General features: G+C 38.2%; 22 protein-coding genes and 1 tRNA gene. 19 read left to right on the forward strand and 4 right to left on the reverse strand.

What is annotated here, in order from left to right:
• Window positions 1-79: 79 nt before the first annotated feature.
• The 3 genes from AC2INI_RS05030 (at window position 80) to AC2INI_RS05040 (ending at window position 3,703) form a co-directional block, all read left to right on the forward strand.
• Entirely contained in the window at window positions 80-1,456 is a 1,377-nt protein-coding gene (locus tag AC2INI_RS05030; RefSeq protein WP_486305468.1) for a metal-dependent hydrolase family protein, read from the forward strand.
• Window positions 1,457-1,514: 58 nt separating this feature from the next.
• Window positions 1,515-2,156: a DUF3299 domain-containing protein gene (locus AC2INI_RS05035; protein WP_486305469.1), complete on the forward strand. Its 642-nt coding sequence runs from the start codon at window positions 1,515-1,517 to the stop codon at window positions 2,154-2,156.
• A 287-nt stretch (window positions 2,157-2,443) separates the two neighbouring features.
• Window positions 2,444-3,703 carry a metal-dependent hydrolase family protein gene (locus tag AC2INI_RS05040; RefSeq protein WP_122035404.1) on the forward strand — a complete coding sequence of 420 codons (1,260 nt, stop codon included), beginning with the start codon at window positions 2,444-2,446 and terminating at the stop codon, window positions 3,701-3,703.
• A 30-nt stretch (window positions 3,704-3,733) separates the two neighbouring features.
• On the opposite strand, the gene AC2INI_RS05045 is transcribed toward AC2INI_RS05040, so the two are convergent.
• A complete protein-coding gene (locus AC2INI_RS05045; RefSeq protein WP_486305470.1) occupies window positions 3,734-4,741 on the reverse strand; it encodes a helix-turn-helix domain-containing protein in 1,008 nt (335 codons plus the stop codon).
• A 276-nt stretch (window positions 4,742-5,017) separates the two neighbouring features.
• On the opposite strand from AC2INI_RS05045, the gene AC2INI_RS05050 reads away from it, so the two are divergent.
• From AC2INI_RS05050 to AC2INI_RS05065, 4 genes are read left to right on the forward strand one after another with little or no spacing between them, the layout of a single operon-like run.
• Window positions 5,018-6,145, forward strand: coding sequence for an HlyD family secretion protein (locus AC2INI_RS05050; RefSeq protein WP_486305471.1), 1,128 nt, complete (start codon window positions 5,018-5,020; stop codon window positions 6,143-6,145).
• On the forward strand, window positions 6,135-7,154 hold the full coding sequence (locus AC2INI_RS05055) for a DUF2955 domain-containing protein (protein WP_486305472.1): 1,020 nt from the start codon (window positions 6,135-6,137) through the stop codon (window positions 7,152-7,154). The genes AC2INI_RS05050 and AC2INI_RS05055 overlap by 11 nt, the downstream gene beginning before the upstream one ends.
• A 25-nt stretch (window positions 7,155-7,179) precedes the next feature.
• Window positions 7,180-8,241 carry an AI-2E family transporter gene (locus tag AC2INI_RS05060; RefSeq protein WP_122035397.1) on the forward strand — a complete coding sequence of 354 codons (1,062 nt, stop codon included), beginning with the start codon at window positions 7,180-7,182 and terminating at the stop codon, window positions 8,239-8,241.
• Window positions 8,242-8,243: 2 nt separating this feature from the next.
• A complete protein-coding gene (locus AC2INI_RS05065) occupies window positions 8,244-8,897 on the forward strand; it encodes a potassium channel family protein (protein WP_486305473.1) in 654 nt (217 codons plus the stop codon).
• 52 nt (window positions 8,898-8,949) lie between these two features.
• On the opposite strand, the gene AC2INI_RS05070 is transcribed toward AC2INI_RS05065, so the two are convergent.
• Window positions 8,950-9,489, reverse strand: coding sequence for a DUF3332 family protein (locus tag AC2INI_RS05070; protein WP_486305474.1), 540 nt, complete (start codon window positions 9,487-9,489; stop codon window positions 8,950-8,952).
• Between the two features lie 432 nt (window positions 9,490-9,921).
• Window positions 9,922-10,512: a UPF0149 family protein gene (locus AC2INI_RS05075; protein WP_122035391.1), complete on the reverse strand. Its 591-nt coding sequence runs from the start codon at window positions 10,510-10,512 to the stop codon at window positions 9,922-9,924.
• Window positions 10,513-10,821: 309 nt separating this feature from the next.
• On the opposite strand from AC2INI_RS05075, the gene AC2INI_RS05080 reads away from it, so the two are divergent.
• The 12 genes from AC2INI_RS05080 (at window position 10,822) to AC2INI_RS05135 (ending at window position 20,167) form a co-directional block, all read left to right on the forward strand.
• Window positions 10,822-11,274: an L-alanine exporter AlaE gene (locus AC2INI_RS05080; protein WP_486305475.1), complete on the forward strand. Its 453-nt coding sequence runs from the start codon at window positions 10,822-10,824 to the stop codon at window positions 11,272-11,274.
• Between the two features lie 125 nt (window positions 11,275-11,399).
• Window positions 11,400-12,194 (forward strand): DUF3450 domain-containing protein, encoded by a 795-nt coding sequence (locus tag AC2INI_RS05085; RefSeq protein ID WP_486305476.1) that lies wholly within the window; start codon window positions 11,400-11,402, stop codon window positions 12,192-12,194.
• On the forward strand, window positions 12,194-13,513 hold the full coding sequence (locus AC2INI_RS05090; protein WP_486305477.1) for a MotA/TolQ/ExbB proton channel family protein: 1,320 nt from the start codon (window positions 12,194-12,196) through the stop codon (window positions 13,511-13,513). Before AC2INI_RS05085 ends, AC2INI_RS05090 begins: the two co-directional genes overlap by 1 nt.
• A complete protein-coding gene (locus AC2INI_RS05095) occupies window positions 13,506-14,042 on the forward strand; it encodes a MotA/TolQ/ExbB proton channel family protein (RefSeq protein WP_122035382.1) in 537 nt (178 codons plus the stop codon). The genes AC2INI_RS05090 and AC2INI_RS05095 overlap by 8 nt, the downstream gene beginning before the upstream one ends.
• A complete protein-coding gene (locus AC2INI_RS05100) occupies window positions 14,033-14,437 on the forward strand; it encodes an ExbD/TolR family protein (RefSeq protein WP_486305478.1) in 405 nt (134 codons plus the stop codon). Before AC2INI_RS05095 ends, AC2INI_RS05100 begins: the two co-directional genes overlap by 10 nt.
• Window positions 14,437-15,054, forward strand: coding sequence for an energy transducer TonB (locus AC2INI_RS05105; protein ID WP_486305479.1), 618 nt, complete (start codon window positions 14,437-14,439; stop codon window positions 15,052-15,054). Before AC2INI_RS05100 ends, AC2INI_RS05105 begins: the two co-directional genes overlap by 1 nt.
• A complete protein-coding gene (locus tag AC2INI_RS05110; protein WP_486305480.1) occupies window positions 15,051-16,271 on the forward strand; it encodes a tetratricopeptide repeat protein in 1,221 nt (406 codons plus the stop codon). The genes AC2INI_RS05105 and AC2INI_RS05110 overlap by 4 nt, the downstream gene beginning before the upstream one ends.
• A gap of 132 nt (window positions 16,272-16,403) precedes the next feature.
• Window positions 16,404-16,491 (forward strand) — tRNA-Ser (locus AC2INI_RS05115).
• A 167-nt stretch (window positions 16,492-16,658) separates the two neighbouring features.
• Window positions 16,659-17,045 carry a thiol-disulfide oxidoreductase DCC family protein gene (locus AC2INI_RS05120; protein WP_486305481.1) on the forward strand — a complete coding sequence of 129 codons (387 nt, stop codon included), beginning with the start codon at window positions 16,659-16,661 and terminating at the stop codon, window positions 17,043-17,045.
• A gap of 36 nt (window positions 17,046-17,081) precedes the next feature.
• Window positions 17,082-17,789 (forward strand): SDR family oxidoreductase, encoded by a 708-nt coding sequence (locus AC2INI_RS05125; RefSeq protein ID WP_486305482.1) that lies wholly within the window; start codon window positions 17,082-17,084, stop codon window positions 17,787-17,789.
• 179 nt (window positions 17,790-17,968) lie between these two features.
• Window positions 17,969-19,330, forward strand: coding sequence for a GTPase HflX (gene hflX / locus AC2INI_RS05130; RefSeq protein ID WP_122035370.1), 1,362 nt, complete (start codon window positions 17,969-17,971; stop codon window positions 19,328-19,330).
• Between the two features lie 411 nt (window positions 19,331-19,741).
• Complete coding sequence (locus AC2INI_RS05135) at window positions 19,742-20,167, forward strand: GNAT family N-acetyltransferase (RefSeq protein WP_486305483.1); 426 nt, start codon at window positions 19,742-19,744, stop codon at window positions 20,165-20,167.
• A gap of 98 nt (window positions 20,168-20,265) precedes the next feature.
• On the opposite strand, the gene AC2INI_RS05140 is transcribed toward AC2INI_RS05135, so the two are convergent.
• Window positions 20,266-21,246: a zinc-dependent alcohol dehydrogenase family protein gene (locus AC2INI_RS05140; protein ID WP_486305484.1), complete on the reverse strand. Its 981-nt coding sequence runs from the start codon at window positions 21,244-21,246 to the stop codon at window positions 20,266-20,268.
• Window positions 21,247-21,251: the final 5 nt, after the last annotated feature.

Consider the following 21,251-nt stretch of genomic DNA (forward strand, 5'->3'; position numbering starts at 1 on the left):
GCTGCTGTATATTTTTATTTAGTAGCATGATGAGCGAACAGAAGTTTTAGGGAATAATTTATATATTAAGGAATCTTTTATGAAAAATGTTCTAAGGCTTACCGCTCTTGCATTATCGTGTGGTGCTGTTTTTTCCGCATCAGCGTCATCAACTCTTTTTACTAATGTCGATATTTTTAATGGCACAGAAAACAAATTATATGAAGACCATTATGTTTTAGTTGAAAATAATCTAATTAAAGCGATTTCTGCTAAATCGATAGAAGCAGGTGATGCCGTGGTAATTAACGGTGAAGGTAAAACATTAATGCCAGGTTTGATTGAAGGTCATGGGCACCTTTTATTAAATGGTGGCACCTTGAATGACCATGAAAATAACAGAACCATTGAAGAGTTGGCATCTAGAGCAACCGTCAATGCCAATGCGGTATTTCAGTCAGGGTTTACAACGTGGCGTGATGCTGGTGGTTTAAATACAGGCTTACGCAAAACCATTGACTCTGGCATGCTTGAGGGACCTCGTTTATATACCTCTGGTGCGTTTATTGGACCAACAGGCTCTCACGCTGATTTTAGTAATTTAACCACGTTAAACCAACACCTTAATGGCCCGCAAACATCAATGAGTCGAAGCAACGTGAGTGTTAATACGGATACCGTGGGTGAGATCAAAGCCGCTGCTCGTCAAAACTTCAAACAAGGTAACTCTCAACTTAAAATCATGTCCTCTGGTGGTGTTGCATCGTCATTTGACCCGTGGCAACTAAATGCAATGTCAGCAGAAGAAATTGGTGCTGCTGTAGAAGTTGCAGATGCGTATGGATCTTATGTAATGTCGCATGCCTACAGTAAAAAAGCGATTTTACGAAATCTAGATGCTGGCGTTAAAACTATTGAACACGGTTTTATGTTCGATGGCGAAGTTAATAAAAAAATGAAAGAAAAGGGTGCTTATATTACAACGAATATGACGGCTTTCTCTCCTTATTTGAGCCAAATTGAAGCGATTAATAGTAACCCAGCGTCAAAACGCAAAGCTGAAACGGCGACTAAAGCATTTAAAAACTACATTTCTAATGTGAATAAATACCAACCTAAGTGGGGCTTCCACACTGACTGTGTTGGTGATGTAACTTCATGTATTAAACAAACGGACCATACTATTTACCTTGCAGGAAAAGAGTTAGGAAACTTCTATACCCTTAAAGGCATGACATCAGTAAATGGTGAGATTGTAAAACTTTCAGGAATCATGGACCCGTATCCAGAAGCTAAGCTAGGTGTGGTTGCAGTTGGTGCGTATGCCGATTTATTGGTGGTAGATGGAAATCCGCTTGAAGATTTATCCGTGATTGGTGCAAATGAAAAGTGGTTTGATGCAAAAGAGCGAGAGCCAGCACTTGATACAATTAAAGTCATCATGAAAGATGGAAAAATTTACAAGAATACGCTGTAGTCTGTTGGTATACCTTTCTCTATAGCCTACTTTGGTAGGCTATTTCTAAGGATCTGTAATGAAGAAAATTATTCTCCTGTTAATATTATCTCTTCCATTTTATGCAATGAGTGATGATTTTATTGAATTGAAATGGCAAGAGTTAGTCACTAAAAATAATGATGTAGATGTCAGTTTACCTGAATTGACTGACCAACAAAAATTAGCCCTTAAACAAATTTTGATTTTACAAAATGACGCTTCTAAACAAGCAGAAGAGCAGCGCTTACAATTAGCTGAGCAACTCAAAATCGAAGGCGTTGATGCAGGTGAGGCGATTGCCGCTAGACAGGCATATATGACGGCAAAACAAAATAATGCAGAAGCGATAACTCAAGAATACGATGGTAAAAAAGTACGTATGCCTGGTTTTATTGTTCCTATTGAATTTGATGGTTTAAAAACAACAGAGTTTTTATTAGTTCCAGTAGCGGGGGCTTGCATACATATGCCACCACCACCTGCTAACCAAATTGTTCGAGTTTCTTATCCTGAAGGTTTCACGGTTCAAAATGTGCAATACCCAGTATGGATTGAAGGCGATTTTCATTCAAAAAAAGTAACGGAAGAAGTTTTTTTAGTGGACGGAAAAAGCAATATCACCATGGGTTATGAAATGAACGCATCGTTAATTGAAGATTACTATGAGCCTGAAAGTTAATAAGCTAGGAGGTTACATTGAATCAGAATAATATAATTAAAAGTGTTTTGTTACTTACTGGGTTGGCTAACTAACAAGAAATTTCATATAAATAGAAAGGCGTCTAATAACTTAAATAAGCATACATTTTAATGGCTTATTTAAGTTGCTAGACGCCTTTTTTGGGTTGCCGTGTATCTAAAGATTAAATCAATAATACAAACTTCCACTTGTCGTCAAATGGCAATTCTCTGCGTTAAATTTAACCTATTATCTCTCTGTCCCCACAAAATTAAAGAGAGAAAAATATGACTACAGTAATTACTAACGCTAACGTATTTAACGGTGTAGATAATCAGTTACAAGAAAATGTATCTTTATTAATTGAAAATAACGTGATCACTCAAATCGGTGATGTTGACTTATCTCTAGCCAATGAAATTATTGATGCTAAAGGCGGTACAGTCATGCCAGGTCTGATGGATGCTCACGTACATATAACAATGTCAGCGCCTTTTCATGAGTTAGATAAGATGACCAGAGAAGAAGTCGCAATTCGCTCTGCAAAAGTGGCTGAAGGCATGTTAATGCGTGGTTTTACTACCGTTCGCGATGTTGCAGGTAATACACTTGGTCTTAAAAACTGTATCGATAATGGTTATGCGACCGGTCCAAGAATTTTGCCCTCTCAAGCGGCTATTTCGCAAACCTGTGGTCATTCTGATTATCGTCAAAACCAAGCACAAGAACGTACTGGTAGTCATGAAGATTCTCCAATAATGAAAACTGGCGCATTTAAAGTAGCAGATGGACGCTCAGAAGTGCTTAGAGCGGTACGTGAACAGTTATTTATGGGCGCATCTCAAATTAAAATGATGGCCGGTGGTGGTGCTTCATCGTCGTTTGATCCACTCGATACGATTCAATACACATTAGATGAAATGAAAGCAGCAGTTGAAGCTGCATCAGATTACGGTACATACGTGGCTGCGCATATTCATACTGCGGATGCCATGAGAAGAGCTGCTGAAGCGGGTGTTATGTCTTTTGAACATGCAACGATTATGGATGATGACATTGCTAAAACGATCAAAGATAAAGGGATCTTTGTGATTCCATCGTATTTCACCTCATCACTTATTGCTGAACGAAAAATCCCACTTGGTAATGAAACCTTGTACCAAAAAACAGAAAGAGTGGGTAAAGCGATGTTTAAATCGGCGGATCTCATTAAAAAATACGATATCCAAAATATTTGTTTTGGTACTGACTGTGTAGGCACACTTGATGTTCATAAAACACAATCAGAAGAGCTACAAGCGATTGAAACGGTATTTGATTCATTAACCGCTCTTAAAATGGTGACTTCGAACTGTGGTCGTTTGTTTGAGATGTCTACATACAAGCACCCATACCAAGAAGGAAAACTAGGCCAAATCACTGAAGGTGCTTACGCAGATTTACTTATTATTGAAGGAAATCCTTTAAATGGTGTTGAATGTGTAACAAACCCTAAAACGCAAAAATTAATCATGAAAGACGGTGTTGTGTATAAGAACGCTTTATAACCTCATAAAATGATTAAATATGGAAAACGACTAGGTTCGTAAACCAAGAATCGTTTTCTTATATAACTTAGGGGTTAACCCGCTGATCCGTTTAAATGCTCGAGAAAAGTGCGAGATATTATTGTAACCAAGTTGGTTTGATATATGGGTCAGCGAGTAACCCTCTTCCATTAATTCACATGAGACAGATAGCATAAGGCTCTCTTTTATCTGTCTAAATGAGGTTCGCTCTTCCTTTAAGCGTCGTTGGAGTGTCCTTGAGGTCATATTAAGAAGCTTTGCTGCTTGATCAACCGTTAACGAATGCTCTCTCACATAAGGAAGTAAAGCCGTAAAAACACTGTCACTAAAACTAGAATGCCATTCAATGAGTGGTTGTTTCTTTTCTGTGTCAGAACTTGATATGTGAATTTCTTTATTAAGTATGTCATCGTCAATTAATACTGCTGTTGTATTTTGACCTATAAACAACTGTGTTTTATTGTTTAACGAAGACAGTAAAGCATCGGCATCATTATGCTGAATTCGTACTTGTTCAGGGAACCAATCGGTCTTAGTTAAGGCCTGAATGAGCTCGATAATGTATAAGACAGCAAAAACCTCTCCCCACAAAAAGTAAACACTGTCCTCATAAGGTGCAGAGCGACAAAACCAATATTTACCATACTCTTGTTCAAATGAAATTGAACTGCCAGGAGAATCACTATTGAATATTTCAGTGGCTTTTCCAAGCGCGTCTTTAATGGTGATGGCACTATCAAACTGTGTTAATACTTGAGGAATAATTCGTTGTCGAAAGGCCAGTCTTAATAGGTCACTAAAATTATTAACTCCAACTTGAGATGACAGTAAATAGATTAAGCGTTTAACGGGCTCAGTAGGTAAAAATTCTTTGTCTGTATGAAAAAGATCTGGAGGTAAGCCCGAGTCTCGCAATACCTCTTGAATATGAATGCCGTGCTTTGAAAAAACATCAATTAAAATTTTTGTATAACCAGTACGAATCATTGGTAATGGTGCTGTTTTTTTATTCAACATTGTTTATATCTACCTACTTTTAAATATTAGGAGCCTTTTATAATTATTGGCGCAAAATGGTAAGTTTTCATTTGGTATTTGTTGATATATTTGTCTTTTATGTGAATTTGCGACAGACAACACAAAGTGGTGAGGTGCTTGTATATTGGAATCTATTAAGTCGCTATAAATAAACAACTAAATAATAAGTATTTTTTATGTAAATCCCTCGATTTTTTCCAAATAACAGCTATACATATAGTTGAGGAATGGATTCCATTAGCAGTAGGTAAAAATATGACTGAAGAAATAAAAACGCCAAAAGAAGAGAGTGAAAACACATCCGCAGATAATGCCGCTCAGAAAACAAATAAAGTTCGTAAAATAACTAACTACTTATTATTTACAGTTGCCGCTTTATTATTGTTTAGCATCGTATCTGATCGCATTATCCCTTTAACAGACAATGCGAGAGTAAAAGGTTACGTCGTTCCTATTAAACCTCAAGTCTCTGGTCAAGTATTAGATATTTTAGTCCAACCTAACCAATTAATTAAACAAGGTGACGTCCTTGCTAAATTAAACCCTGTTGATTATGAAATTGCATTACAGCAAGCCGAGCAAAGTTTAGAACTTGCAGGTCAAAATGTTGGGGCTCAAACGGCGGTTATTGCTTCATCACAAGCTAGGTTGACCAGTGCAAATGTTGAACTAGAAAATACCCGACTGCAATCTCATCGTATTCTTGAAATGGCTGAACGTGGTGTTGTATCGAAAGCCGATGCGGATAAAGCACGAGCATCATTAGCGACAGCGAAAGCAAATGTCGTCAATGCTCAAGCAGATCTAGAGAAGTCAAAGAAACAACTAGGCACTGATGGCGAAGACAATAGCCAAATTAAAGCGGCATTACTGGCACTAGAGCAAGCGCAAATTAATTTATCTCGAACAGAAATCAAAGCACCTACTGATGGAGGCGTATCAAACTTCAGTTTGTCTGAAGGTTTTTATGCTTCTGCTGGGCAACCTATAATGACGTTCGTATCAACCGAAAGTATTTGGATTGAAGCTTATTTTCGTGAGAACAGTTTAGGTAATGTGGAAGTTGGCGATAAGGTTGAAATGGCACTCGATTTTGCACCAGGTAAAGTGATCCAAGGAACGGTAACAAGTGTTGATTGGGGTGTTGATTGGGGACAAAACAATCAGGCGGGTAAGCTAGCCCAAGCAAATAATCAAACTGGCTGGCTACGACAAACACAGATGCTGCCAATTGCGATCGAGTTTGATCACTCACAAACTACAGGCCAATTACGTATCGGTGGGCAAGCGGATGTGATTGTATATAGTGGTGATAACGTTATTTTTAACTCGATAGGTAAGTTGTGGATCCGCTTTGTGAGTTTGATGTCTTATGTCAGATAACTTAATCGATGATCCTCAAATTCAAACGAAGATACTTAGATATACGGTAGGCGTTGGTCTTGCCGTATTCTTAGCCGCATTGATTAATTGGCCATTAGCGTTCGTCGCGCCTGTTTTTGTTGCGAAGTTTTTGATTGATAAACCGGAATTAAACAAAGAAACACTATATGAACTAACCGTTGCAATGGTAGCGACTATGGGGCTTGGCTTATTACTATCAAATGGCATTACTCAATATCCAATACCACTACTTATTTTAGTTGGATTGATGATGCTATGGGGGTATTACTTATTTACCGATCCTAAATGGAATCTGTTTGCTACGATATTGATTATTGCAATACTAATGCTTCCTTTTATGGCGATATCAAACCCAGGTATGTCGGTATTCCTTGCCACTGGGCTAGCAAGTTCAGGTGTTGTTGCGGTGATTATTTTTGCACTGGTTCATATTTACTTCCCTGAAGATGAATCGTCATTTGCAGGGTATCAACCTTCGCCTTTATCTAAGCAACAAAGATGGTATGCCGCTTTTAGAGCGATGATCGTCTCATTTCCTGTTGTGTGCTTTTTCTTTATTTTTCAAATATCAGAAGCATTGCTGACAATGATGTTTATTGCGTTATTGTCTTTGATGATAACCGGAGAGAAATCAATCAAATTAAGTGCGTTTTTAATTATTACTAACAGTATTGGTGGCGCTCTAGCTATTGGTGTTTTCTCTGTATTAAGTCTTGCTCCTAATGTCCTATTCTATACGCTATTTATCTCATTCATTGCTCTAATCATAGCAACTCAAATTTACACAAAACCTGCAAAAGCACCTATTTATGCGACAGCATTTAGTACCGTACTTGTACTCTTAGGAAGTACATTAATGAGTTCGGGAGATATTGATAGCAATATGATAATACGTATATTTCAATTATTTATGATTGGCGTTTATATGATTGCTGTTTCTTTTTTCTTAGAAACTCGGCAATGGGCGTTTCTAAAAATGCAGCCATAATTATTACTACGAACAAGGATTGTTTATGAAATTAGAAAGTGATTTTTCGAATAAGGCGATAGATGCATTTATTAAGATAGCAGCACTCGCTATTCTCGTATTTTGGTGTTTTTCTATCCTCAAGCCATTTATGTTACTTGTTGTATGGGGAGGGATAATCGCAACGGCGTTGTACCCAATTGTTACCTGGGGACATGATAAATTTGGCATTGGGAAAGGGAAGGTCAGTGCTGGTTTGGCTTTTATAGGGGTAGTGTTGTTAGTTATTCCCTTAATCGCGCTTTCAACGGGTCTATACACAAGCGGCTCTGAATTAGTGGTGGGTTATCAAAATGGCACCATCTCTATACCTAAACCGAGTTTATCCGTTAAAGATTGGCCGTTAGTGGGTGATAAAGCATATGCTTTTGGTATTCAAGCTTCTTCAAATTTAGAAAGTGTCCTATTAAAATATGGCGATGAAGTTAAAGCCATCGTGAGTAAATTAGCTTCTCTTGTCGGCTCTCTTGGTGGTGGATTCATTCAGTTTATTATTTCTACCATCATTGCGGGTGCTTTTATGGCGAATGCAGATAAGTGTGAGCGCGCTTTTGTATTAGTGGCCAATCGTTTAACGGGAGAGCATGGCGAAGCGTTAACAACCTTATCTAAAACAACAGTAAGAAGTGTTGTTCAAGGGGTTATTGGTGTCGCTGTTATTCAATCGGTGATGGCTGGGGTAGGGATGGCATTTGCTGGTGTCCCTGCTATTGGTTTATGGATGTTGCTTGTTATGCTTATTGCGATTATCCAACTTCCTCCTATTCTTGCGTTATTACCTGTCATTCTTTATGTCTTTAGTGTTGATACCACGACAACCGCTGTTCTTTTTCTAATATGGTGTATTGTTGTGAGTGGTAGTGATGCGGTATTAAAACCTATGTTGCTTAGTCGTGGCTCTGACACCCCTATGTTGGTTATTTTACTGGGTGCATTAGGGGGCATGGCAATGTCTGGCATTGTTGGTTTATTTGTTGGTGCAGTGATTTTAAGTTTAACTTATCAATTGTTTGTTGTTTGGTTAGATCATGAATCATCAGGTAAATAGCAATGAAAAAAGTGTCAGGTGATGATAATTTTTACTTTCTGCTTTTTGCACTACTAGGCTTGCTCTTTATGAGCGCTGTCATGCAGCAGCTCTTTAGTGGCGGCCAGAAAATGGTATTAGCATTAATTATTCTTTGTTTAGCCATCTCTATTGTCGGCGTGAATCGAAAGCAGGCATTGTATAGAACTTGGTATGGCTTTTTGTTGAGCATTGCTTCGATATCTGGAGGGATCTCTTTTCTAGAAGGGTATGATCTTTCTTTAATTACATTGGGAGCATTGTTGTTCTTTTTGTTATCTCATACTTACACCGCTTTAAAGCAAGTTATGTTGCCTGATAACGTGAGTCGAAACCAAATTGTTGGTTCTGTGTGTGTGTATTTATTGTTGGGTGTTTCTTGGGCCATTATTTATCTTATTCAAATAGAGCTTTTTCCGCATTCATTTAATGGAATAGAAGCTAAACCTTGGATTGATAATCTGTTTGATGCGATATATTTCAGCTTTATCACATTAACAACGGTGGGTTATGGGGATATTTCTCCGATATTGCCAATACCACGATTTTTTGTTTTTATTGAATCTATATTAGGTGGTTTTTATTTAGCGATAATGGTAGCGAGTTTGGTGAGTAGTCATCTAAACCAATCACGTTAAATTGAAAAAAATCCCCGTATTTAATAATGTAAATACGGGGATTAGTTATTAATTAAACACTTTCTTCTTGCAGTGCTTCTAATTGAGCTATGGTAGTCTGTGATATCAGCTCGTCATCAATATAGTAATTCACATTTTCATCATCACGGATCCCCGTTAATATACCAGTATCTCCATTGTTATATACGATATCCATTTGGATAGTGTTTTCATCAATGGCTTTCATTTCACCTGTTTTAATCATTCGATTATTCGTGATCGGTGCGATAGGCGCATCTCTTAACGATGGGTCTAGTTCATCATTCACTTTAAATTTAGTATCTACCTTTGAATCAAAGATGTGTGAATTACCACTAAGAGGGTTCTTACCTGTCCAGAACTCTAATGAGTTAAATAATGTATAATCAACGGCGGTCGTAATACCGTAGACAGGCGCAAGAAGTAGGTTAACTCCAGCTCTAGCGTAGCGGTTATCTACCACCTCTACATTAAACTTCATTACTTTCCCTGTAACGGCATTACTACCAATACAGCCTGTTAGTGTTGATGCAAGAATAATTATGCCAGCAGTTTTTACAAAGATATTTTTCATTTTAAATTCCAATAATTAATGTGCGATATAAGGTGTTTATTCCAGTTCTTCTATTTCATAACGTAGTTATAAGTCGATACTAATATCCAAGTGGAAAACTTTAGTATTGATAAACTTACTTTTATTGTGAAGTTAGTGACTGAAATTATTAATTCTTTAGAGACTTTTAAAATTTGAAATATATCAGTGTGTTTAAAATCGCTTAATGTCATTGTATTTCCCAACAGTTAGTGGCATCCGTTTCCTGATTAATGTTATTTGATGAAATGAATGATACGTTGAAATAAAAATGATATTTACCATTTTACGCCACAATGAAGATTATCTAGAAAAGGTACTTTATTCATGAAAGGGGGTATAGCTCTATATTGCAGATAAAAAAATGGCGACCAATTTGGTCGCCATTTTTATTTAATCGATGTTAAAGCAAGATTACGCTTCTTTTTCGGCATCAGCTTCAGCAAGTTCATAGCCACGCATTGTTAAGCCACAAAGCATCATAGGAACTGCTTTGTAAATTTCTACAAACTCATCTAAACCTTCAATACCTTGTTCTTTAAGCGTAGACAGGGCAGTTTCAGGATCAAAAAGCATGCTGATAGAAAGTAATACGCCGCCCAATAGAGCATTGTTTTCGCTCTCTTCTGGCATTAGCGTTTCCCAATCGTCACGCGTTAACTGCCAGCCTTGCAATAAACCTTCAGAAAACTGACGAGTTTGAGCAGTTACAATTTCTTCATCATCAAGCTGACAGGCTTCAGGCCATTGCCACTGACCAGAAAGAAAGGCTTCGCGGTATTCATTCCATAAGTTAACCACAGCATTAGCATAAGCTTCTAGCTCTTCAGCAGTAGTGAACGGTGAGGTTTCTTCACCACCCCACAAAAACGCTAGCCATTCATTAGGGCTAATCAGGTTTGGTGCTGCAGCCATTGCTGCAACAAAACCTTGAGTTTGCGCTTCAGTTAGCAGTTTATTTTCTAGTTCAGGATTTGAAAGAATCGCCGTAAGTGATAAAGACATAATATTCTCATTTCATTCAAGTTTTCTTTATTGTATCAAGAACTTTTCTCCTTGTCTGAAATGAAATATGTTTCAATTTTGTTGGTAATTTACTTACGAAAAAAGGCGGTAGCGGAAAAATCTGAATTCCAGAGCGAAAGTAGTTGTAAGTTTACTACATTAACTCAACTTCGAGATCTAATTCTAATAACATTGTGGTTTAATAGCGATAATTACTAGTGAGGTATTCCTGCCTAGTTCTATCGACTGCTAAATTATCAATCTAGCAGTTCATTAATCTAATTTATTGTGGTTGGAGAGAGAAAGTTAATGTCTAAGAAAGGGCCATTTTGTATCCGAAATGCAGCGGCGGATACATTTGCAATGGTGGTTTTTTGTTTTATTACGGGCATGTTTATTGAAATTTTAGTTTCAGGAATGACATTTGAGCAATCACTCGCTTCTCGAATGCTTTCTATTCCTGTTAATATCGCCATCGCATGGCCTTATGGTGTATTCCGTGACTTTATGCTTCGTCAAGGTTCACGTTTATCATCATCGTCATACATGAAGAATATGGCTGACTTAACTGCTTATGTACTGTTTCAATCGCCAGTATATGCTGGGATATTATTTGCCGTTGGTGCAAGTACTGATCAGATCATTACAGCAGTATCAAGTAATGCCGCAGTTTCATGCGTTATGGGGGTTTTCTACGGTTACTTTTTGGATGCGTGTCGTAAAGCATTCAAAGTTCCTGGACACACACCACAACCACATTAATGAAGATATTATTTCAATATTTAGAGCCAGCAGTTAACTGCTGGCTTTTTTGTATCTGAATACTCAAATGTTTTGAGCAAAAGTGCTATTCTTTGCCTAGCGTATTTATAAAGATTAACGGACTAATGAAAAAACATTTTTTAGCAATGCTGGCGCTTAGCGTCATTGGTTTTATTGGCATATCGACGGTTTCAGCGAATCCACTGACTCAAGCTCAGGCAATAGAAGCTAAAACTAACCACTCCTCTTTGAAAACTCAGCAGCATATTGATAAAGAAGCTCAGCAAATTTTAGATCTTCAAAATCAGATAGAGCAGGCAAACGAGACGTTATCCAACTTAAGTATTTATCGCGACCATTTAACTCAACTGGTGCATTCTCAAGAAAGTGAAAAACAACAGTTGAATACTCAAATTACACAAATAGAAGCGACGCGTCAGGGGATTATCCCTTTGATGTACCAAATGCTAAATGAATTAGAGCGTATTTTGCATTCCGATTTACCTATTCGCTTTAATGCAAGATCAGATCGTCTTAATCAACTCAATGAATTAATGATCCGAGCGGATATTAGCGATGCTGAAAAATTTCGTAGGTTATTAGAAGCATTTCAAATAGAGATGGATTACGGCTATAAAATGGGAACTTATCAACAAGAGATTACCCTTAATGATGGCAGTAAAAGAGTCGTTGAACAGTTGAATATTGGGCGAGTTATATTGATTGCTCGAAGCATTGATAACAAACAAGCTTGGCTTTGGTCACAAGAGTCACATACGTGGCAGGTGATGGCGACGGATGAACTCAATGACGTTAATCTGGCGTTTGATATAGCCAACAAACACAAAACACCTCAACTATTACGCTTACCACTTTCGATTTCATCTAACACTAAGTCTTTAAATAAGGAGAATAACTGATGCGTATTTCTTTAGTTATGGCCTTATTTTTTACTATTTCAGGCGCACTATTATCGGTTCAGGCTAATGATCTTTCGCAATTAGATAACAAAGCAAAAACCAGCCAGAAAGAGCAACAGCAACAAGATAGAACTCGAACTCAAAAGATAAAACAGACTCGTTTAGAGTTAGAGCGCCAGCTTACGACATTAAAGCGTTCAATCAAAAAGGTAGAAAAAGAAACCGATAAATTAAGTTCTACTTTTAGCCATAATGAAAAAACGCTGGTTGAGCTAGAAAAACAGCTACAGATAGAAACAGGCAGTCTCGGAGAAGTCTTTGGTGTTGTTCGTCAAGGGGCGGCAACGACCAAAAATACGATAATGGCTTCCTTTATTCAACCAAGTGAAGGGGTAAATGTAACGCCAATTGAAAGCGTTATTAATACTGATGCATTACCGTCTATCACCGTATTATCGCAATACGTGAATAGCATGCTTGCTTACATTGAGCAGAGTAAACACATCGAATTGGTTAATGTCCAACGACTGCAAGGGGATGGAATTGTCGTTGAAGAGCCGATGCTTCGTATTGGTGATATGGGGTTGCTTTCTGAACAAGGCTATATGAAATGGGATCGTACACAACCTCAAGCTGAGTCGTATTCTCGTTATCCAGAAGATGCCCCGACACTATCTAATGTTAATGCCTCTTCATTATTAATCGACGTCACTAGAGGAGGGTTGTTAACTCAATACGCTGAGCAACCAACGCTTATCCAGCGCATTGAGCAAGCCGGTATCGTTGGCCAAATTATCTTAGGCTTATTAGCGATTGGTTTAGTGATTTCGTTCTATCGTGGGATCGTTTTATTACGAATTCAAATGCAAATTACTAAGCAAATACGTAAGCCGAATGAACCAGATAACAATCCATTAGGACGTATTTTATCGGTTTATGACAAAGAAAAACGTCAAACGTTAGAGTCTTTAGAATTGCGCTTACTTGAAACGATTATGGATGAGCAACAGGGGTTAGAAAAAGGTCTATCCATGCTAAAGCTTTTAGCGGCATTAGCACCTATGTTGGGCTTATTAGGCACAGTAACTGGCATGATTGAGACTTTTCAAGTAATCACGCAATTTGGTAATGGCGATCCAAAAGTGATGGCTGGTGGGATATCTATGGCACTAACCACAACAGTATTAGGGCTAGTGGCGGCAATGCCATTATTGTTGGCTCATAATTTACTTTCTAGTCGCGCAGACAGTATTAATGCCGTTTTAGAAAAACAAGGGGTAAGTCTAGTCGCTGCAAAAGCTGAGAGCGACAATGCTTGAGTTATTTAGCCACTACTTTCCTGCCATTAGTGACTTTATGTCACAGGGTGGGGTGGTACTGTGGTGGTTGATGGCTATCGTGCTTATGGGATGGTTCTTAGTGATTGAGCGAATATTATTTCTACTATTTACGTTTCCAAAACATAAAAAGCAATGGCTAGAACAGTGGGAAAACCGCAAGGATAGAACCTCTTGGTATGCGATTGCTAACAAAGAAGGCATATTGCAATTAGCGAATGCTCAACTTTATCGCCACCTAAGTTTACTTAAAGTACTGGTCAGCTTGTGCCCCATGATTGGATTGCTAGGAACGGTGACTGGGATGATCTCCGTATTTGATATTATGGCGCAACAAGGCAGTAGCGATCCTAAGCTTATGGCATCAGGCATATCAATGGCGACACTACCCACAATGGCGGGAATGGTCGCGGCACTGGTGGGTTTATTTGCACACGCAAGATTATTAAAAGTCATCACTCGATACGAATATCGATTAGAACAAGCATTAAGGAGTGACGAATGCGCATAATTCGTCGAATAAAAGCCAAAGAAGAAGCGAGTATCGATCTTACACCAATGTTAGATATCGTCTTTATTATGTTGATCTTTTTCATAGTAACTAGCTCTTTTGTGCGAGAATCAGGAGTGGAAGTTAATCGCCCTCAAGCCGCTCATTCTATCGCTCAAAAAGAGGTGGGGATTTTTGTAGCGATTACCGCGAACAATCAAATTTTCATTGATAAACGCCGTGTGGATATTGAGCGAGTAGAAGCGATGTTATCTTCTCTTCATCTTGATAATCCACAAGCTAGTTTGGTGATCCAAGCGGATAAACATGCTTATAATGGCACCGTAGTTTCGGTGATGGATGCAGCAAAAGGTGTTGGTATAGAAAGCATCGCTTTGGCTACGGAGTCAAAATAATGCTTCGTAGTTTGCTTGCTCTTATTCTTGCTATCGTAATGACACTTGCTTTGTTTAGTTTTATGGCTTGGATGACCACTCAGCCTAAAAATAGTACAGCAACGAGCGCGACCTTACAGTTCGATGTGATAATGACTGAGCCAGACTCACAAAGCCAACGTCGTATTCGTCAATTACCTGAGCCACCCAAAACACCCAGCGCACCTCAATCTCAATCAAAACTATCATCACAAGTATCAAATGTGAATATAGAAAAAGAGACAACAATGCCTTCTGTTGAATTAGGAGAGATAGGGCTAAATGTCGCAGTGTCACTACCATCGTTTGAAGGGCTAGGCCAAAACCAGCAAGCGATGCCGTTATATCGAGTTGAGCCTAAATACCCATCGAGAGCCTTAAAACGAAAAATGGAAGGGTATGTTATTTTGCGTTTCACTATTGATGAATTAGGAAAGCCTACGGATATTGAAAGCATTGAAGCGGAGCCAAGTCGAGTGTTTGTTCGGCCTGCTATTCAGGCTTTAAAGCAATGGAAATATCAACCTAAGCTGGTAAAAGGAAAAGCAATCATTCAGCCAGGTCAGACGGTTAGGTTGGAGTATCGATTAAATCCATGAAAAAACATATCGTATCATTATTTCGTTTTGTGAGTTATGGGCTAGCCGTAAGCTTTTTGCTTACCGTAGGGCAAATACAAGCGGCGGATCTGAGCCGTTATCATGCCAAGAAAATTCAGTATGCCAGTCAGCTTCAGCAAGAAGGTAAATTGGCGGAAGCGATTGATGTATTAGCCTCATTAACACCAACTGCAAAGTTTGACCAAGCGTATATAGCAAGAGTCTTAGGGGTTTTCTATTGGCAAAATGAGCAAGAAAAAAAAGCGATTTCAGAGTTAGCTAAATCTGTATCTTTGGCGGCACTTGATAAACAATCGCAGTGGCAAACAGAAAAGATGCTGGCGGATATTTATTATTCTGACCATCAATTCTCACCAGCGATAACGCATTATCAACACTTACTAATAACTGAGTACCCAACAAAATCAGATAAGCAACGTGCTGAATTAGCATCAAATAAAAACGAAGTCTATTTACGATTGGCTAATGGCTACTATCAAAAACAAGCGTGGAAAAATTGCTTAACGCATATACGACACTTTGTGCCTAAAAATAGAGTTGAGAAAATACAAAAATACAAAATTCAATTAGTCAGTGAGTTGCAATTAGCGTACTGGTCCTCTGCTGAAAATACGGCTCAAGTATTAATTCAACTCGAACCAAATAATAAGATGTGGTGGCATCAACTCATCGCAGCGCAATTACAGCAGCAAAAATCAGATAAGGCACTGGTGAATTATTCTTTGGCAAAACAGCAAGGCATTCAATTTGAAGCCCAAGATTATAAAACTTTGTCTCAACTCTATAGCCAAAATAAATTACCAGATCGAGCTGCTCAAATAATGGGGGAGATGTTTATTCACTACCCAAGAACAAAGAGTGAATCAGCCATCGTTAGGCAAGCAACTTACTGGCAAATGGCAAAAGAGTGGGATAAAGCAGAGAAAGTGTGGCAACAAGCAGCAAAAATAAACAAAAAGCATTATTGGCCATTAGCTAAGCTACAGTCACAGCAAAAAGCGTATAAACGAGCTCTAGTAAGTACTGAGAGTGCTAAGTCAGTCATAGTAGAGTCAGAGTATCGATTAATGAAAGTTCGCCTTTATTATAAATTAGCACGCTTTAATGATGCTTTAGCACAAGCAAAAAAGCTGGATGAAATAGAGCCATCAGAAGAAGCTAAAGATTGGATCCGATATTTAAAGCATAAGGCATAGCACTTTATGCTTATAAGATGGGCAAACAGGGCAAAAATAAAGCAAACAATTGAGGTTATTAAAGAAACTCCTTGACCATGTCTACGTAAATCATTAAATTAGCGCTCGTTGTCTCGAAAAGAGCAATGATTTGGTGAGTTGTCCGAGTGGCTGAAGGAGCACGCCTGGAAAGTGTGTGTATGGCAACGTACCGAGAGTTCGAATCTCTCACTCACCACCACATTCGAAACCCTAGCAGAAATGCTGGGGTTTTTTCGTTTTAAGCCTCTAAAAACCCTCAGCTTATTCTTCCTCGCAATAAATACTTTTCAAGCAGTAATCTATTATTTTGATCTAAAAAGCAGCGAATAACGTAGAATTCAGTAATATTCAAAAATAGAGAATAGTATGTATCAGTTAACGATTTTTTATGATGGAACTTGCCCATTGTGTGTCAAAGAGATGAATGCACTTATTACGCAAGATAAGAAACAAAAGATTAAAATAATTGATATCTATAGCGAAGAATTTTCTGCTTATCCGCAAATTGACGCTAACGCTGCAAACACTGTATTGCATGGATTAAATGCAAATGGTGAGCTATTTCTTGGGTTAGATGTAACGTATAAAGCGTGGAGTTTAGTTGGAAAAGGTTGGCTCTACGCTCCATTACGTTGGCCTGCTATTAAGCCTGTTGCGGATTGGTGTTATCTTCGTTTTGCAAAAAATCGTTATCGCGTTTCATACTGGCTAACGGGAACCTCAAGTTGTAATGAAAATAGTTGCTTAAAATAGTACTGTTGATTGCCATACTCATAATGAGGTACAGCGATGAAAATATTGATTGTTGGGGGAAATGGAGGGATTGGATTCGCGATGCTGAAAGAGAGTCTTACAAGGTTTTCTGATGCTCAGATCCATGCTACTTACCGACAAACTAAGCCACAGTGGCACCATGAACGAGTGGTTTGGCACAAAATTGATGCGAGTAATGATGAAGAGGTTAAATCCTTGAGTGAGCAATTCAATGATATTGACTGGGTTATTAATTGTGTTGGTATGCTACATACTCCAGAGAAAGGACCAGAGAAAAATTTGGCTGCATTAGATAGTGTGTATTTTCAGCAAATGATTACTACCAACACACAACCAACATTATTATTAGCAAAATATTTTACACCAAAACTAAAAAAGGCAGATAAACCTAAATTTTCCGTCATCTCAGCCAAGGTTGGTAGTATTTCAGATAATCAATTGGGCGGATGGTACAGTTACAGAGTATCAAAAGCTGCTTTAAACATGTTCATCAAAACCATGTCAATTGAATGGCAGAGAGTGATAAAGAAGGGCGTGGTATTAGCACTTCATCCTGGAACGACAGATACCGGATTATCTAAACCTTTTCAAGGGAATGTCTCTAAAGGAAAGTTGTTTACTCCAGAGAGGGTCGCACATGATCTGATCGGGTTGATAGAATCAAGTACACCGCAAGAGAGTGGTTTATTTTTGGCTTATAACGGAGAACGATTACCTTGGTAGCGTTAAATTTTTGAAAAGGTGGTTTTCATTGCAGTGAGATACCAATGATTTATCACTAATTAAAGTAATATATGTATTTAGTTTTCTATTTCGCTATAAAGCTTATCCATAACAGCGTAGGATCAAGGTAACTTTAGATAAAAATCAGGTTTGCACTTAGGTGCACTAAGATAGAAATCATGAAATTAACAGAAAAACCATCACTTAATCACGCACTACTTATTTCCATTTGTACACCACAGTTTAAAGGTGCTGAAGCAAAAGACTCTCTTGCAGAGCTTGGTCGTTTAGTGACAACCCTAGGATTTAAAGTCGTAGGCACACAATCACAAAAACAAAGCTCTACTCAACGAGTCAATGTATTGGGCGCAGGCAAACTGGCTGAAATCGCGCACATTACGGGTAATCAAGGCGAGAATGATGACGCTGATACCGAAGATTTTTTTGATGAAACAGACTTTGACGATATTCCATCAGAAAACCTTCCATTTGGCAGTGCTGATGTGGTGGTTTTTGACTGTGATTTAAGTCCATCACAACTGCGTAATGTAGAAAACCAACTAGGTGTGAGAGTTTATGATCGCACCGGTATCATCATTGAGATCTTTAGTCGTCATGCTCGTACTCGTACTGCTCGATTACAAGTTGAAATGGCTCGTCTTAATTATGTTGCGCCGCGATTAAGAGAATCAACCGTTGGTGATAATGAACGCCAAATGGGTAAAGGTGCGGGTGAAACAGATTTAGAACTGGATCGCCGTAAAGTACGAGATCAATTAGCTGAATTAAGACGTGAGCTAGAAAGTGTTCAAGATGAGTTAAAAGGTCGCCGTAAACAACGTTCAGAGCTGTTCTGTGTTGCTTTAGTTGGTTATACCAATGCGGGTAAATCATCAATGATGCGAGCATTAACAGGCAGTGAAGTTCTTGTTGAAGATAAGCTGTTCGCAACGCTTGATACGACGGTACGTGCACTGTACCCAGTGACTCAGCCTCGAATTTTAGTATCAGATACCGTTGGCTTTATCAAAAAGCTACCGCACGATCTTGTCGCTTCATTCCATTCAACGTTAGCAGAAGCACATGATGCGTCATTACTTTTGTATGTAGTTGATGCATCAGATGCGACATTTAGAACGCAACTTGATGTGGTACATGAAGTGCTTGGTGAGGTTGGTGTTGATGGGATTGATAAATTATTAGTCTTAAACAAATCAGATCAACTGACTCCTGAAGAGCAAGAAGCATTGATGGAAGAATTTCCAGATGCGATGATGACATCCACTCGAAATCCGCTTGATGTAGCAAAATTGCATAAATACATTGTTAGGGCTTCTGAGCAAGGGATGATCGAAGAAGAGATCATTGTTCCTTATACCGCTAAAGGCATCATGGGTGAAATCCGCTCAAGTATGAGTGTTGTTACTGAAGAATATGAATATGATCATATCAAGCTAACAGTACGTTCAAGTGCGATTGATTTAGCAAGATTGAAAAAGCTGATGTCTAAAGTAGAAGACGATGGTGATGAGTTGCTATAACCATATTAGTTGGAGTTGGTAGCTTTACTTGTTCTACATAAAAAGACGCTTTAGAGCGTCTTTTTTTATATCTTTATATTCATATATTTGGCGGTGAAGTTGATGCTTATTTATCAACAATGGATACGCCATCTCAACAACCAGATGCGGATTGGGAAGCTGATGATGCATCTACCGTTGTTGCGGGTGTTTACTACAGCTTCTAAGTTGAAGATCTAATCTAACCAAATAGCAATAATCCACTGCACCTTGGTTTAAATGCCACACTTATTATTGAGTGTGGCATTTTTTTATTTGTTTTATTGCAAAATAAAGAGAGGGGTTAAGTAATGGTATTGGTAAAGATTATTTTGGGTTCGATCTTGAGTAAGGTAATATCAACAAAGAAGTAAATATATTGAGAGTACGAAGATGTTTGAGGTTAAAAACGTAAATTATACTGGTGAGAATGAACAAGCGATCCGCGAAGTGCGTGATACTGTGTTTATTCAAGAGCAAAGCATAGATCCTGATATTGAGTTTGACGGATTAGATGAATCAGCAGTACACGCAATTGTTTATAGTAATGCTCAGCCAGTTGGCACAGGCCGTATTTTAGACGATGGGCATATTGGACGTATTGCTATTTTGAAAGCATTTCGAGGACAGGGCCTAGGCTCTAAAATTGTTTTATCATTGATTGATGAAGCAACAAATAAAGGCTATCCACGAGTGTATTTAGGATCGCAAAAGCACGCGATAGATTTTTATACTAAATTGGGTTTTGAACCATTTGGTGACGAATTTATGGAAGCGGGGATCCCACATTTATCAATGGAAAAGCTGTTTAATAAATAATTGAGATACAGTTAAAGTGTAGGTAAATAGAGTGCGTTTTATTCTGCACTCTATCATTCTTTTGTGACTTAATAGCGGCTGTTATAAAGAGCGAGACCTTAAAAAGAAATCAGTATTTTCCCATTATTATTTACTGTTCTATTTTGTATTTCTTCAATAGCAGAGTGGAGAGATGTGATAGGTACTATTTTATCTATTTTTGTTTCTGCAATCCCTTCATGAACCAATCTCATTACCTCATTCAGTTTATGCTGAATATCCTTTTTTGAGGCAGAATGAACCCATTGTCTTAAATGAAAATATGAGAAATCAATATCAGGTCTTTCTTGCCAAAAATGTGTAGAGATAGGCACACCAGAGAGCAATCCATAGTTAATAAACTGTCCATTTTTCTTTAATAGCATTGCTTGTTCTAACGCTTGGTCCCCTCCAATACAATCCAAAATCGCATCAACGCCGCCGTGATCTTTGAGAGACTGAAATTGCTGATAAGCCATACTGTTTTGAGTATTTATAATAGCGCTTAGTTGGCAATTTTCAAAGAGAGCTTCAGTATTATCACGACGAACCAACGCAATAGGCACAACTCCTAAATGATTAAGCATACGTATTATCATTAGGCCAATAGCAGAGGTCGCGGCATTAATAACGAGAGACATTCCTTTTTTGATATTTAATTGTTCAGTCAACATTAACCAAGCTGTCATCGGATTTATGTAAGACGTTGCCGCTTGCTCGTCACTAAGATACTCAGGAATTGAGAAGCACCATTTCTCATCAATATTTCGATAGGTTTGCCATGATCCTGCACTGCCAATGGGTAATACACGGTCCCCAATAGAAAATGGTGATTTAGTATCATAACAATTATTGATGATCCCTATGCCTTCAAAGCCTGGAATAAAAGGCAATTGAATACGAGAGCGATATGCGCCAGAAATAGTAATAAGATCAGAGGGATTAATAGAGCTGTATTTCATTTTTAATTGAAGTTGATGAGGAGAAAGAGACTCAGGAGTGCTGTTTTCTAATTGAATGGACTCTAGTGGTGGACCAAATTTATTTACAATCGCTCTCATCAAGT

It is taken from the genome of Aliivibrio friggae, from assembly GCF_057368515.1.